Annotated in this window: 9 protein-coding genes; 7 read left to right on the plus strand and 2 right to left on the minus strand. The window is 64.5% G+C overall.

What is annotated here, in order from left to right:
- From B4F51_RS11265 to B4F51_RS11290, 6 genes are all read left to right on the plus strand, one after another.
- Positions 1 to 2,388: ATP-binding protein (locus B4F51_RS11265; RefSeq protein ID WP_296225513.1), on the plus strand; the 2,388-nt coding region annotated here is incomplete at its 5' end.
- A gap of 195 nt (positions 2,389 to 2,583) precedes the next feature.
- Entirely contained in the window at positions 2,584 to 3,540 is a 957-nt protein-coding gene (imuA, locus tag B4F51_RS11270) for a translesion DNA synthesis-associated protein ImuA (RefSeq protein WP_296225515.1), read from the plus strand.
- A complete protein-coding gene (locus tag B4F51_RS11275; protein WP_296225517.1) occupies positions 3,473 to 5,065 on the plus strand; it encodes a Y-family DNA polymerase in 1,593 nt (530 codons plus the stop codon). The genes imuA and B4F51_RS11275 overlap by 68 nt, the downstream gene beginning before the upstream one ends.
- 7 nt (positions 5,066 to 5,072) lie before the next feature.
- Complete coding sequence (locus B4F51_RS11280; RefSeq protein WP_296225518.1) at positions 5,073 to 8,309, plus strand: error-prone DNA polymerase; 3,237 nt, start codon at positions 5,073 to 5,075, stop codon at positions 8,307 to 8,309.
- 565 nt (positions 8,310 to 8,874) lie between these two features.
- Positions 8,875 to 9,348, plus strand: a complete 474-nt coding sequence (locus tag B4F51_RS11285) for a helix-turn-helix domain-containing protein (RefSeq protein WP_296225520.1) — start codon at positions 8,875 to 8,877, stop codon at positions 9,346 to 9,348.
- A gap of 149 nt (positions 9,349 to 9,497) precedes the next feature.
- A complete protein-coding gene (locus tag B4F51_RS11290) occupies positions 9,498 to 10,682 on the plus strand; it encodes an anion transporter (RefSeq protein WP_296225522.1) in 1,185 nt (394 codons plus the stop codon).
- 12 nt (positions 10,683 to 10,694) lie between these two features.
- Here the strand turns inward: B4F51_RS11290 and B4F51_RS11295 are convergent, their stop codons facing one another.
- Entirely contained in the window at positions 10,695 to 11,525 is an 831-nt protein-coding gene (locus B4F51_RS11295; protein ID WP_296225523.1) for an aldo/keto reductase, read from the minus strand.
- A gap of 131 nt (positions 11,526 to 11,656) precedes the next feature.
- Here B4F51_RS11295 and B4F51_RS11300 point away from each other — a divergent pair, with 131 nt between their 5' ends.
- On the plus strand, positions 11,657 to 12,562 hold the full coding sequence (locus B4F51_RS11300) for a LysR family transcriptional regulator (RefSeq protein ID WP_296225524.1): 906 nt from the start codon (positions 11,657 to 11,659) through the stop codon (positions 12,560 to 12,562).
- A gap of 69 nt (positions 12,563 to 12,631) precedes the next feature.
- On the opposite strand, the gene fusA is transcribed toward B4F51_RS11300, so the two are convergent.
- A complete protein-coding gene (gene fusA / locus B4F51_RS11305) occupies positions 12,632 to 14,734 on the minus strand; it encodes an elongation factor G (protein ID WP_296225527.1) in 2,103 nt (700 codons plus the stop codon).
- Positions 14,735 to 14,836: the final 102 nt, after the last annotated feature.

Here is a 14,836-nt window from a genome sequence, read left to right on the forward strand (position 1 = left end):
ACGCCGGAGGAGCACGCATGGATCGCTGCGCATCCGGTGGTGCGTACCTGCGTCAATTCCCACTGGCGCCCGTTCGAGTTTATCGACGGCGGAAAGATCGTCGGCATCGTGCCGTCGTTTCTCGATGCAGTCTCAAGCATCAGCGGCTTGCGCTTCGAATTCGTTGACGGAGCGTGCTGGAAAGGGTCGATCGAAGCGTTGAGATCCGGCAAGATCGACATGGCGCCCGACTGGGGCAGAAAGGACGACCTCGAGCAATACAGCGAAGGATTCATTGCCAGCACGCCCTACTATGTCGGCACGATCACGATCGTCACCGCCGAGCGCGAGAATTTGATTGCCGATTCTCGGCAACTGGCCGGCAAGCGCGTTGCGATCAAGGGCGGCGGTGGTCTTGAATTCGCAATTCGGCGTAGCGGCGTGCCGGTGACGTTGCTGACCTTCCAGGATGAATCCGATGCGCTGGAGGCCGTTGCCGACAACGAGGCTGACGTCGTGCTCGGTACCGACGCGTCGATCCTCCCGCAGTTGCGCCGGCAGTTCAAGGGCCGGCTCTTCCTCTCAGGGAGCATCTGGGACCGTCCCTACGCGCTAACGATGACGACGCGTCAAGACAGCCCCGTGCTTGCATCGATTATCGACAAATCGCTAACCGCCATTCCGGCCTCCGACGCCGATGCCATCCGATACCGGTGGCTGGAAACAACGGACTTCGGCGCGCCGTCGTTGGCGTCGATCCTGCATTACCGCTGGCGGCAAGTCATCTTCGTGGGCGGCGTTCTGCTCGCCTTCGCGGTGCTGGCGTACGTGCTATGGCGTGCACGCGTTGCAGCGGTTCGCAGTGAGCGTGACAAGGCGATGTTCCTTGCGTTCATCAGCCACGAGATCCGCACGCCCATGCATACGATCCTCTCGTCGCTCGAGCTGCTACAGCGCTCGCAACTGACCGGGCAGCAGGCAAGCCGAGCGGACGCGGCGATCTCCGCCTCCGAATCACTGTTGGCGTTGCTTGACGATGTTCTTGAATACTCGCGCCTTGAATCCCGCAGCGTGAAACTCGCCCCTCAGCCAACGGCGATTGGGCCATGGGCGCAGCAGAGCGTCGACATGGTGCGCTGGCGCTCGGACGCGAAGAAACTGGCGCTGTCGCTCGATCTTGCATGCCCGTCAGACTTCAACGTCAACATCGACCCCTTGCGAGTGCGGCAGATCGTGTTGAACCTGCTGGTCAATGCGATCAAGTTCACCTCGTCCGGCACGATCACTTTCCGGGTCGACTATCTGAATCGGAAGCATCGTGGTGCCGGCACGCTCGTGCTCGAAGTGCGGGACACGGGTATCGGCATTCCTCCAGAGCGCCAGCGGAAGATCTTTGAACCGTACGAGCGAGTGGAAAGCTCGGGCAGCCGCGGGGCGAGCGGAAGCGGGTTGGGCCTGTCGATTTGCCGCGAATTGGTCGACCTGATGAAAGGAGTGATCACAGTCAGCAGCAGCCCCGAAATTGGCACCGTCTTCACCGTCATGCTGCCGGTGCGCGAACCGCAAGCGGACACATCATCGGGGCTCGCTGCAGTGGAATCAAACGCGTCCACCGTGCCAACCGCACTGTCGATGCAGGTGCGCGAACGGGTTACGAAGCCGCCCTTGCAGGAATCGACAGAAGGCCCGCGGATCCTGGTTGTCGATGATCACGAAGCGGTGCAGCACGCCATCCAACATCAACTCGATGCACTGGCCTGCCGGTCGGCGATCGCAGGTACCGGCGAGGCGGCGCTTGAACAGTTCGCGTCGATCGCGTTTGACATTGTGCTGCTCGACTGCGACCTGCCAGGTATCGACGGATACACGGTTGCGCAACGGATGCGAGACATAGAGCAGCAGCGACAAGGCGAGCGGACGCCGATCATCGCAATCTCTGCATCGACGGATGACGCGCATCGCACGCGATGCTTTGACAGCGGCATGGACGGGGTTCTCGGCAAGCCGTTGCGTCTGGCCGCACTGCGGCAGATGATCGAGCTCTGGTGCGCATATGACAAAGAGGCTCCGAGGGTTGCGCCGGCGCAGGAGGGCGTGGCAGCAGCAGATATCGACGCTATCTACCGAGAGAGCATGAAGGCAGACCTGGAGATGCTCGGGCACGCCTTGAGGAATCGCGACATCGGTCAGGCTCGTCACGCGGCGCATCGGATCGCTGGTGCCGCTGCAGTCGTTGGGCAAATGCGCACGCGCGATTTGGCTGCCGAACTGGAGCGCCGGTTTTCGGCGCCGGATGGCGGAGTTGCGACGGATGCTGAGGCACTCTTTGCGGAGCTGCAGTCTCTAAACCAAGCGGACACGACAGACCATAGTGGAGACGAGGGCGGCGTGATGCGGGCCCAAGGATGAATAGTCGCTTGCCGAAGGCGTCAGGTTATTGATTTGCGCTACTTCAAAAGCCTGGTGGACCAAGTCAATCAAGGGCTGTGCAAAGCACCGGCCAAGCCCTGACATACGCCTCCCTCAAAAAAGGAAAGCGCAGGCAGAAAGTTGTGATACTGTATATCCATACAGTATTTAGGCGACCCGCCTTGCGGTTTCCCCATGTTTGCGCCGTCCCCGTCTCTTGCTTTCGCCGAAGGTGTGGCGGAATGCCCCGTCACCGCCGGGTCGGTGGTGGGCGGGCCGCGTCCGCTTATGCGGAATGCGCGGAAAGCCCGAGCAGTCCCGGCGCCCGAGACGCTGCATCCGGCGTTGTGGCGTGCGGGCAGCCTGGCGCGGGGCGGGGCGCGTGTCCTGGCCACCGGCTATGACACGCTGAATGCCGAACTGCCCGGCGGTGGTTGGCCCCTCGGGGGCCTGACCGAGCTGCTGTGCCCACAACCCGGCATCGGTGAGTGCCGCTTGCTACGGCCGGCCTTGTCCGCGCTGTGCGCGGGCGCGGGACGCATTGCCTTGGTCGGCCCGCCGTATCTGCCGAATGCGGTGCGGCTGGTTGGCTGGGATTTCTCTCCTGAACAAATCGTCTGGGTGCGTGCCGATAAGCCGGCGGACCTGTTATGGGCCGCCGAGCAGATCGTGCGCAGTCAGGCGTTTGGCGGTGTGCTGATCTGGCTGAACCAGGCGCGGCCCGGCGTGTTGCGCCGGCTGCAGGTGCTGGCGCAGGCAGGCGAGAGCGCCATCTGGGTGTTCCGGCCATCACAGGCGCTGCGCGAGTCGTCGCCGGCCGTGCTGCGGCTAGGGTTGATGCCTGCGAGCGGCGATGCGCTGTCCATTCACTTTCACAAGCGGCGTGGGCCGTTACGCGACACGCCCTTGCTGCTGCCGCTGGCGGACCCTCTGCAGGCTGGGCGCGCGTCCGTTCGCCCGGTGCCCGTGTTGCCCGCCGAGCCGTTCACCATGGACCCAGCCACCGCGGCGTTGTTGGCCGCGCTGTCGTCGTCTTCCGCGTTCGATGCTCTGTCGGACGCTGCTTATCAGGACGCCTCCGATCATGCCGTTCTGGATCGCGGTGCATCTGCCCCGTCTCCCCCTCGACGCGCTTCGACCCCGATGGTCTGATCCGGCTGCACTGCCGTTGCCGGTAGTGGTGCTGGAGCAGGAACGAGTGGTGTCGGCCAACCGTCTGGCGGCGCGGGAGGGCGTAAGCCCGGGCCTGCGCCGGGCGGGCGCGCAGGCGCTGGTACCGCACGCCGTACAACTTGAGCGCGACCCAGCGGCCGAGGCACGGCTGATGCAATCGCTGGCGCTGGCGCTGCTGGCGTTTACGCCGCATGTCACGCTGGACGTGGCCGACGAGGCTACCGTGCTGCTGGAGGTAGAGGCCAGCCTGCGCCTGTTTGGCGGGTATCGCGCGCTTTGCCGAGCGGTGAAATATTGCGCGGTCAGGCTGGGCGCCGTGCCGCAGCTCGGTACCGGACCGACGGCGCGCGGCGCGGCATGGCTCGCCAGCATGCGGCCGACACCCGGAGCAAGGAGCGGGGGGCGCCGTAGCGTGGCGCGCCAGGGCCGTGTGCAAGGTTGTGTGCGGCGTGCGGTCCGGCTTGCGCGCATGTCGACGCTGCTTGATGCCTTGTCGGTGGATGCCGTGGCACGTCTGACGCGCCCGGAGTGGCTGGAAGGCCTCGGTTGCCGCACGCTAGCAGACTTGCGTAGCCTGCCGCGCGCGGGCCTGCGCCGCCGCTGCGGGCCGCTGCTGGTCGATACGCTCGATGCCGCCTATGGCGACGGGCACGAGCGTTTTACGTGGTTTGTCGCGCCATTGCGCTTTGATGTGCCTCTGGAATTGCCAGGTCGCATCGATAGCGCAGAAGGCGTGCTGGCGGCGTCCGAGCAACTGCTGCTGCAACTGGTCGGCTGGCTGTCGGCACATCAACTGGGGGCCAAGACCTATCGGCTCACGCTCGAGCACGAACGCCGGCGTGGCCGGAGCAGTGAGGATGCCGCCTCGTCCACGCCGGTGGAGATCGCACTGGCGCAGCCGGTCCGCACGCTGACGCACCTGTCGCGCGTGCTGCATGAGCGCGTGCACCGGCTGACGCTGATGGCCCCGGTGGTCGAGCTGCGTCTGACCGTGGCCGACGCGACGCCGCTGAGCCCCCCCACGGAATCGCTCTTTCCCGAGCCCGGCGGCCGGGCGGAAGATGCCGCCCGCCTGATCGACACGCTCGTTGCCCGGCTGGGTGCTGGCAACGTGCGCCACCCGCAGCCGTATGCCGACCATCGTCCCGAGCGCGCCAACCACTGGGTCGAGGTGAACGCCGCCACCACCGCGCATGGCCGGGCGAGTGCCCGCCAGGCGCTGGCCCAATGGCATGCGCAACAACCTGAGCGGCCACTGTGGCTGTTGGAGAAGCCGATGCCGCTGTTGACGCGCCAGCACTATCCGTACTATCGCGGGCCGCTGCGGCTGGTGTCCTTGCCCGAGCGCATCGAATCGGGCTGGTGGGATGACGCCCTCATCAAGCGCGACTACTTTATTGCCGAGGGCGAGGAATCCGTCCGCTACTGGGTCTACCGAGAACGCGTCTCGGCCAGTGCGGCAGAGGAAGACGCCCGCTGGTATCTGCACGGCCTGTTCGGCTAGGTGTGTCATGGCTGACGCGGCTTCCACGTCCACTCCCATCGGCCTGCCCGAGTATGCCGAGCTGCATTGCATCAGTAATTTCACGTTCCTGACCGGTGCGTCGCATCCGCACGAACTGGTGGAGCGCGCCAAGCAATACGGCTATCAGGCGCTGGCGCTTACCGACGAATGCTCCGTGGCCGGCACCGCGCGTGCCCTCGTGGCGGCCAAGGAGCATGACTTGAAGCTGATCATCGGCAGCCGCTTTACCGTGCGCGATGCACAAGGCGAGCCATGGCTGCGGCTGGTGCTGCTGGCGCAGAACATCGAGGGTTACGGCAACCTGAGCGAGGTCATCACGCACGCACGGCTGGCCGCGCCCAAGGGCGAATACCGCCTGCTGGCCGACGATCTGGCGGCTCCCGCAGGAGAGCTCGCGCACCTGCGCAGCGTGCCAGACTGCCTGGCGATCCTGATGCCGGATTACGACCCCGACCCACAGCACCTGCTGGCTCAGGCGTTGTGGTGTCAGCATGTGTTCGGCGATCGGCTGTCGATCGCGCTGGAGTTGCCACTGCGTCATGCGGATGATCGCCATCGCGGCACGGTGGCGGCCATCTCCGAACAGATCGACGTGCCCATGGTTGCCACCGGCGGCGTGCAGATGCACTCGCGCCAGCGCAAGCCGCTGCACGACGTGCTGACCGCCATCCGTCTGTCCAAGCCGATTGCCGAATGTGGGCTGGAGCTTGCCCCCAGTGCCGAGCAGGCGATGCGCACGCGCATGCAGCTTGCGTTTTTATACCAGGGCAAACGCGGCGCCCGTGCCTTGCAGCGCACCATCGAGCTGGCGGGGCTATGCACGTTCTCGCTCGACGAAATTGAATACGAATACCCGCGCGAGGTTGTGCCAGAGGGCATGACGCCTGCTGAATACCTGCGCGCCGAGGTTGAGGCGGGTGCCAGCCGGCGGTACCCAAAGGGCATGCCGGACAAGGTACGCAAGCAGATCGAAGAGGAACTTTCGCTGATCGCCGAGCTGCGTTACGAGCCATTCTTCCTGACCGTGTATGACGTGGTGAAGTTTGCTCGCAGTCAAAAGATCCTGTGCCAGGGGCGTGGCTCGGCGGCCAACTCGGCGGTGTGCTACTGCCTGGAGATTACCGAGGTGGATCCGGGCAGCGGCAACGCGCTTTTTGCGCGCTTTCTCTCGCGCGCACGCAACGAGCCGCCCGACATCGACGTCGATTTCGAGCACCAGCGCCGCGAAGAGGTCATCCAGTACATCTACAAGAAGTACGGCGTGACACGCACCGCGCTGGCCGCCGCGCTCATCACCTACCGCACGCGCAGCGCGCTGCGCGACGTTGGCCGCGCGCTCGGTATCGATCTGGGCATCATCGAGCAAGTCGCCAAAGGGCAGGCGTGGTGGGACAGTCGCAAGGAGTTTGCCGAGCGCGCTGGCCAGCAGGGGCTGGATCCGGTGTCGCCGCTCGTGCAGCGCTGGGCGGAGCTGATCGGCGAATTACGTGGTTTTCCGCGTCACCTGTCGCAGCATGTGGGCGGATTCGTGATCGCACAGGACAAACTCTCGCGCCTGGTACCGATCGAGAACGCGGCCATGGAAAACCGCCGCGTCATCCAGTGGGACAAGAACGATCTCGAATCGCTGCGCCTGTTGAAGGTGGACGTGCTGGCGCTGGGCATGCTGACGGCCATTCGCCGCACGCTCGACATGGTGGATGTGTTGCCCGGTCGTCGTGCGCGCTATGGCGCGACCGGCAAGCTCGCCATGCAGGACCTGCCCAATGCGGACGAGCAAACCTACGACATGATCTGCCGCGCCGAGACCATCGGCGTATTCCAGATCGAATCACGCGCGCAGCAATCGATGCTGCCGCGCCTGCGCCCGCGCAAGTACTACGACTTGGTGATCCAGGTGGCCATCGTGCGCCCGGGGCCGATCCAGGGCGGCATGGTGCATCCGTACCTGCAGCGTCGCGAGGCGGAGCGCAACGGCGATGCCGATTGCGTGACGTATCCCGGCAAGGAGGTGCGCGCCGTGCTCGAACGCACGCTGGGTGTGCCGATCTTCCAGGAACAGGTCATGCAGATTGCCATGGATGCCGGCGACTTTACCGCTGATGAGGCCGACCGCCTGCGCCGCGACATGGCCAACTGGAATCGCAAGGGCAACCTCACGGAGCATCAGGAGCGCTTGTTGAACACGATGGTCAACGAGAAAGGCTATGACCGGGGCTTTGTCGAAGCGCTGTGCCGGCAGATGGAGGGCTTTGCCGAATACGGGTTCCCTGAAAGCCACGCGGCGGGCTTCGCCAAGCTGGCTTATGTCAGCAGCTACCTGAAGTGCCACGAGCCGGCGGCCTTCTTTGCGGCCTTGCTCAACAGTCAGCCGATGGGGTTCTATTCGCCGTCGCAACTGGTGCAGGAGGCGCGACGCAGCCGCGTGCGCGTGTTGCCCGTGGACGTGACGGCCAGTGTGTGGGACAGCACGCTGCACCTGCGCGTCGATGATGATGGGGCAGGACAGCCTGACATCCGCCTCGGCTTCAACCGCATCCGCGGCATGCGCCAGCCGGCCGCAGAGCGCATCGAGGCCGCACGCGCCCAAGCGCCGTTCACCAGCGTGGACGACTTGGCCCGCCGGGCCGAACTCGACCGCCACGACCTGAACGTGCTGGCCGCCGCCAACGCGCTCAAGCCGCTGGCCGGCCACCGTCGCCAGGCGCTGTGGCAAACGCTGGCGCTGCAGGAGCCCGGCCACGATCACGCGCTGTTACGCCAGGCCCGCCCAGTGGAGGCGCCACTCGTGCTACCCGCCCCGCCCATTGGCGAGGAGGTGATGGCCGATTACGGCAGCCTGGGTTTGTCACTGCAACGTCATCCGGTGAGCCTGCTGCGGGGGCGCCTGGAACGCATGCGCTTTGTCACCGCTGCCACGCTGGCCGGCTACCGCAACGGGCAACTGGCGCGCGCCTGCGGCATCGTCACGGTACGGCAGCGGCCGGGCACGGCCAAGGGCACGATCTTCGTTTCCATCGAAGACGAGACCGGCACCATCAACGTCATCCTCTGGCCGGGCCTGATCGAGCGCCAACGCCGCGAGGTGCTGCACGCCCAGTTGCTGGGCGTCTATGGCAAATGGCAGTGCGAGCGCGAGACGCGGCATCTCGTCGCCCAGCATCTGGTGGATCTGACCCCGCTGATGGGCCGACTGGCCACCTCCAGCCGAGACTTTCACTAAACGATGGAAGGCCACTGAACTGGCGTTCCGCCGTTTTGCCATTTCGTCTCAACTGGCCGTCGCATCACGTCACGGCACGGCATTTGCGTGACGTAGGGCGCGCGCAACGCTTCGGTCGTGACGTTGGAAGACTTGGCGGTTTTTCTCTCGCCGATCCCCTCCAATCGGTGGATAGGGCAAGCGCGGATCGACGAAACCAGGTGCGGGTGACAGCATTTGCGCTTGAAACGTCACACAACAGAACGCGCCAAGCGAAGAAAACTGCATCTACGATGGAACCGACCTCCGGTTGGGCTTGTCACGGTAAACAGGAATGACGGGATGCGCTTTCATCACGCGTCAACATTGGGTGCAGTCGAAATTACGTCTACTCTGTAGAAAACACATCACGGAGGCCGCCACCCGAACCGTGTGCAACGGTATGCAACACGTAGCAGTCATGCCGCAGACACACATGTACGACCGCGGACCAAGGTGCCGTTCACCCGACATCCGCATATTTCAGCCCATCGTGCGGGGCCCCCGGCCCGGCGGTGTTTCCCATCTCAGGTGCAGGAGCGAACAGATGGAACAGCCCTTCAAGCAGTTACACAGTCTGCGCAAGTCGCGCAAGCTCAAACAGGAAGACGTCGCCAAGATGGCCGGCATCTCACGCGAGGCGTATCTGCGCGCGGAATCCGGTCGTGCCGATCCCCGCCTGTCGACGCTGATGGCGGTGGCCGGCGCGCTGGGGCTGGAAGTCGTGCTGGCCCCGCGTGAGGCGGTTGCCGAGATCGAACGCGTGATCGCCAGCCATCCGACCCAGCCGTTGTCCGGCGCGTCGAGCCCCGAGGCCAGCCAGCCTGGCTCGATGGGTGGTTCAACCGGTGGCCATGGCCTGGCGGGCCAGTATCGTGGTCCGGAGCGCACGCCGCAGTCGACTTACCATCCGGGCAGCGCCAGCGGAACTGCCACTGGGGATCGCCCAAGCGCGGGCGGCACGGGTTCGTCGGGCGGGTCTGATCGTCCGGGCTCCGGTTCCGGTTCGCGCGAATCGTAAGCGCTGCTGCCCAGCCTCGATCGGGCACGTCCCGCGCGTGCCCGGTTTGCGGTTGAGCGCTTAAGGCCAGCGCACATACAATTGGCCGGGCAATCCACGCCCGGCTGGTTTGTGCGCGTCTGCGCTAACGTTTTCTCCTGTTTGTCTGTATGAATGGCAATTTGCCTCCCTCGCGCGCGGTGTCAGCCGCACCGCCATCCCATCCGGCATCTGGCACGCATCAACATCCGCCGTTCTGGCACAACCTCAAGCAAGACGTCTTCTTCTGGTGGCTGCTGCTCATTTGCGGTGCGCTGACGCTCGCGGCGCCGAGGCGCATCGTTGAGTATCCCGCGTTGGTCGACTGGCACACGGTCGCTGCACTGGCCGGGTTGCTCATCCTGACCAAGGCGGTGGAGGCCAGCGGCATGCTCCAGTTACTTGGGCAGCGCCTGGTCGACGTGGTCAGCAGTGAACGCGCGCTCGCGCTCAGCCTAGTGGGGGTGTCTGCGGCATTGTCGACGCTGCTGACCAACGACGTGGCGCTGTTCGTGATCGTGCCGCTCACCGTTGGGCTGCGGCAGGTCGCCAAGCTGCCGGTGACGCGGCTGGTCATCTTTGAGGCGCTGGCGGTCAACGCGGGCTCGGCGCTCACGCCGATCGGCAATCCGCAGAACCTGTTTCTATGGCACCAGTCGGGGCTGTCGTTCGGCGCGTTCGTCTGGCAGATGGCGCCGATGGTCGCGCTGTTCATGGCGCTGTTGCTGGTGGCCACGTGGCTGGCGTTCCCGGCACACGAGATTCATCTGCATGCAGAGACTGGCGACATCGAGTTGCACAAGCGCCTGTTGTTGCCCGCACTGGCGCTGTACGTGCCGTTTCTGGTGCTGACGGATCTGGGATATCCATTGGCCGCCCTGGCCGGACTGGTCGTGCTCTACCTCGTCGGCGCGCGCTATGTGCTGGCGCGCGTGGACTGGGGCCTGCTGCTGGTGTTCGTGCTGATGTTCATCGACTTGCGGCTGGTGGCGCAGCTCGGCATCGTGCGCCAGGCGCTGGATGCGCTGGTGCTGGCCAATCCGATGCATCTGTACTGGGCCGGCATCGGCGTCTCGCAGCTCATCAGCAACGTGCCGGCCGCGATCCTGTTGGCTGAGTATTCGCATGACTGGCCGGTCATTGCCTTTGCGGTGAGCGTCGGTGGCTTTGGCACGCTGATCGGCTCGCTGGCCAACCTGATCGCGTTGCGCATGGCCGATGACCGGCGTGCGTGGCAGGTGTTCCATGCGTACTCGATCCCGTTCCTGGTCTTGGCGGCGGGGGCGGTGTACGCATGGTTGGCGTGGCTGCGCTGATGCATTAAGGCATTACGCAGGCACGGCATCCCAATCCGGCGCAAAGGCGGGCTGCACATAGCGCAAATGCTTGGGCAGCGCGGCGATTGCCTTGCGGTCGTCATCGTCCAGGCGAATGCGCAGCGCGTCGAGGTTCGCTTGCTGGCTCTCGCGTCGCTGGGCCTTGGGAATCGCGATCACGTCGGGCTGTTCAAGTACCCAGGCGATGGCCACCTGCGCTGCCGTTGCGCCGTGCTTTCGGCCGATCGCCTGCAGTGTCGCGTCTTCCGCCACCCGGCCTTGCGCCAGCGGGGCATAGGCCGTGAGTGGAATCCCCTTGTTACCCAGATAGGTCAGCAACGCCGTTTGATCCAGGAACGGATGGTATTCCACCTGCACGCAGGCGAGCAGGGCTCCGACGACGTCGATGGCCGTCTGCAACATCGACAGGTTGAAATTGCAGACGCCGATGGCGCGCACCCGGCCGCTTTCGCGCAGCGCCATCATCGCCTCCATCGTCGCGGCCATATCCATGCCTGGGGCGGGCCAATGGACGAGGTACAGGTCGACGTAATCCAACTTCAGCTTGGTGAGGCTTTGTTCGAGCGCTCGCGGTACGGCTTGCGGCGCGAGCTGGTCATGCCAGACCTTGGTCGTGACGAAGACCTCGTCACGCGGCAGGCCGGAGGCGGCAATGGCGGCACCGACAGCCGTTTCATTGGCGTACATCGCGGCGGTATCGATGTGTCGGTAACCGAGGGCGAGTGCGCTCTCGACCACCGGCTGGCATTCCTCGACCGGTATGCGAAACGTACCGAGCCCCAGACGGGGGATGGAAATGCCTTGCGTCTTCAATGCTTTCATGGGGAGGCTCCTTGAGTGGCCGGGTGACCGGGTTGCCATGGTGGCGATCTTCCGGCTTTGAATAAAGTGCGTAACATGCAAATCATTCGTGAAATAAGTCTCGCAATCGATGCTGGATAGAGGAAGACGGTATGACGTTCGATGGGCAGTTGTTTTCAGGGATCACTCTCCTGGCTGCGGTGGCGGAAAGCGGCAGCTTTGTGCGTGCGGCGGATGCGCTGGGTTTGTCGCCGTCAGGGGTGAGCCGGGCTGTCAGTCGACTGGAAGCGCGCATCGGCGTGCGCCTGATCGAGCGGACCACGCGTTCACTCACGCTCACCGATGAGGGCCGGCGCCTGTACGAGCAGGTTGGCCCACACCTGAACGGCATCGCCGAGGCGGCAGCCATGGCCTCGGGCGCGGCCGGTGCAGTGCAGGGGCGCCTGCGGGTGAACGTCGATCCGTTTTTCTCGCGCATCGCACTGGCGACACCCGTGGTGGGCTTTCTCGACCGCCATCCCGATCTGTCGCTCGAACTCATCATGCGCGACGACGTGGGCGATCTGGTGGCCGATGGGTTCGATCTTGCCGTCCGTTTCGGGCCGCCGCCGGTGGGTTCATTCGTAGCGCGCAAGCTGATCGAGACACGCATCGTGACGGTGGCATCGCCGGGCTACATCGCACGCCATGGACGGCCCGCGCACCCGCGTGAGGTGGCGGAGCATCAGCGCATCCTGTTCTACAACCCAGTGACGGGGCGGCCGTACGAGTGGGAGTTCTGGCGTGAGGCCGAGCGCGTGGAGATCCGGCCTGCCGGGCGGCTGATGGTGTCGGATGTGCGCACGATGCATGCGGCATGCGTGGCGGGGGCGGGCATCGCCCAGGTCATGGCGCTCGGCACGGAGGAGCTGCGGCGCAGCGGCCAACTGGTTGACCTGTTTCCCGACTGGCCGGACGAGCGCTTTGCGCTTTACGCCCTATACCCGTCGCGGCGCTACCTGCCGGCCAAGGTGCATGCGTTCATCGATTTCTGCGTCGAGAACCTGCCTTCTGCATAAGCACAAAACACTGCGGCCGCGCAAAGGCGGCCGCAGCAGGGCAGGTCAGTGATGCCGGTCAGCGGTGCATCAGGTCTTCTTGGCCGCCATCACCGCTTCCGACACGTTGCGCGGCGCTTCGGCGTAGTGCTTGAACTCCATCGTGTACGTGGCGCGGCCTTGGCTGAGCGAACGCAGGTTGGTGGAGTAGCCGAACATCTCCGCCAGCGGCACTTCGGCGTGCACAACCTTGCCGCCGCCGCCCGGAATGTCCTCCGTGCCCTGTACCATGCCGCGCCGTGAAGACAGATCGCCGATCACGTTGCCCATGTAGTCTTCGGGCGTTTCCACTTCCACGGCCATCATCGGCTCCAGCAACACGGGGCCGGCCTTGCGCATGGCATCCTTGAAGGCCATCGAGCCAGCCATGCGGAACGCGTTCTCGTTCGAATCCACGTCGTGGTACGAGCCGAACGTCAGGCGCACCTTTACGTCCACCACCGGATAGCCGGCCAGCACGCCGGTGTTGAGCGTATCGCGGATACCCTTGTCCACCGCCGGGATGAATTCGCGCGGGATCACGCCGCCCTTGATTTCGTCGACGAACTCATAGCCCTTGCCCGGGTTATGTTCCAGCGTGATGACCGCATGGCCATACTGGCCGCGTCCGCCCGACTGCTTGACGAACTTGCCTTCCACATCTTCAGCGGTCTTGGTGATGGTCTCGCGGTAAGCCACCTGCGGCTTGCCGACCGTGGCTTCCACGCCAAACTCGCGCTTCATGCGGTCGACCAGGATTTCCAGGTGAAGCTCGCCCATGCCCGAGATGATGGTCTGACCGGATTCCTCATCGGTCTTCACGCGGAACGACGGGTCCTCCTGCGCCAGGCGGTTCAGCGCAATGCCCATCTTTTCCTGGTCGCCCTTGGTCTTGGGCTCTACGGCCTGGCTGATCACGGGCTCGGGGAATTCCATGCGCTCGAGCACGATGACGTGCTCGGGGTCGCACAGCGTCTCACCGGTCGTCACGTCCTTCAGGCCCACGGCGGCGGCGATGTCGCCGGCCAGCACTTCCTTGATCTCTTCGCGCTGGTTGGCGTGCATCTGCAGGATACGGCCCAGGCGCTCCTTCTTCTGCTTGACCGAGTTGTAGACCGTGTCGCCTGAGTTGATCTTGCCGGAATACACACGGAAGAACGCAAGTTGGCCGACAAACGGGTCGGTCATGATCTTGAAGGCGAGCGCGGAGAACGGCTCGCTGTCGTTCGCGTGGCGCTCCAGCGGTTCGTCTTTCTCGCCATGGCCCTGAATGGAGGGAATGTCCACCGGCGAGGGCAGGTAATCGACCACCGCGTCGAGCATGGCCTGCACGCCCTTGTTCTTGAAGGCAGAGCCGCACAGCATCGGCTGGATTTCGCCCGCAATGGTGCGTTTGCGCAGGGCGCGCTTGATCTCTTCCTCTGTCAGCTCTTCGCCGCCGAGGTATTTGTTGAGCAGTTCTTCATCCGCTTCCGCCGCAGCTTCCACCATCTTGTCACGCCATTCCTGCGCAATGGGCAGCAGCGCCGGGTCAATGTCGGTGTATTCGAACTTCACGCCCTGCGAGGCATCGTCCCACAAGATCTCTTTCATCTTGACGAGGTCGACCACGCCGCGGAAACCGTCTTCCGCGCCGACGGGAATCTGGATCGGCACCGGGTTGCCCTTCAGGCGCTCGCGCATCTGGCGCTCGACACGGAAGAAATCCGCACCGATGCGGTCCATCTTGTTGACGAACGCAATGCGCGGCACCTTGTACTTGTTGGCTTGGCGCCAGACGGTTTCCGATTGCGGCTGCACGCCGCCCACAGAGTCGTACACCATGCAGGCACCATCCAGCACGCGCATGGAGCGCTCCACCTCGATGGTGAAATCGACGTGGCCCGGGGTGTCGATGATGTTGATGCGGTGCTCGGGGTAGTTGCCGGCCATGCCGCGCCACATGCAGTGCGTGGCCGCCGACGTGATCGTGATGCCGCGCTCCTGCTCCTGCGCCATCCAATCCATGGTGGCAGCGCCGTCATGCACCTCGCCAATTTTGTGATTGACCCCGGTGTAGAACAGGATGCGCTCGGTCGTGGTGGTTTTGCCGGCGTCGATGTGTGCCGAGATGCCGATGTTGCGATAGCGCTCGATGGGGGTCTGGCGGGGCATGATGTTTCTCTTCCGTTGAAGGACACTCGCATCGCCGACTCCGCACCATGCGAAGGGCGAATGTGCGAGTGGGAACACATTATAGGATTCCTCCTATCTCAC

The sequence above is a fragment of the Ralstonia sp. UBA689 genome (genome assembly GCF_002298975.1).
GTDB lineage: Bacteria > Pseudomonadota > Gammaproteobacteria > Burkholderiales > Burkholderiaceae > Ralstonia.

Coding starts and splice junctions, on each gene's coding strand:
- B4F51_RS11275 (WP_296225517.1), top strand. CDS start 3,473: ATGCCGTTCTGGATCGCGGTGCATCTGCCCCGTCTCCCCCTCGACGCG.
- B4F51_RS11295 (WP_296225523.1), bottom strand. CDS start 11,525: ATGAAAGCATTGAAGACGCAAGGCATTTCCATCCCCCGTCTGGGGCTC.
- fusA (WP_296225527.1), bottom strand. CDS start 14,734: ATGCCCCGCCAGACCCCCATCGAGCGCTATCGCAACATCGGCATCTCG.
- B4F51_RS11280 (WP_296225518.1), top strand. CDS start 5,073: ATGGCTGACGCGGCTTCCACGTCCACTCCCATCGGCCTGCCCGAGTAT.
- imuA (WP_296225515.1), top strand. CDS start 2,584: ATGTTTGCGCCGTCCCCGTCTCTTGCTTTCGCCGAAGGTGTGGCGGAA.
- B4F51_RS11300 (WP_296225524.1), top strand. CDS start 11,657: ATGACGTTCGATGGGCAGTTGTTTTCAGGGATCACTCTCCTGGCTGCG.
- B4F51_RS11290 (WP_296225522.1), top strand. CDS start 9,498: ATGAATGGCAATTTGCCTCCCTCGCGCGCGGTGTCAGCCGCACCGCCA.
- B4F51_RS11285 (WP_296225520.1), top strand. CDS start 8,875: ATGGAACAGCCCTTCAAGCAGTTACACAGTCTGCGCAAGTCGCGCAAG.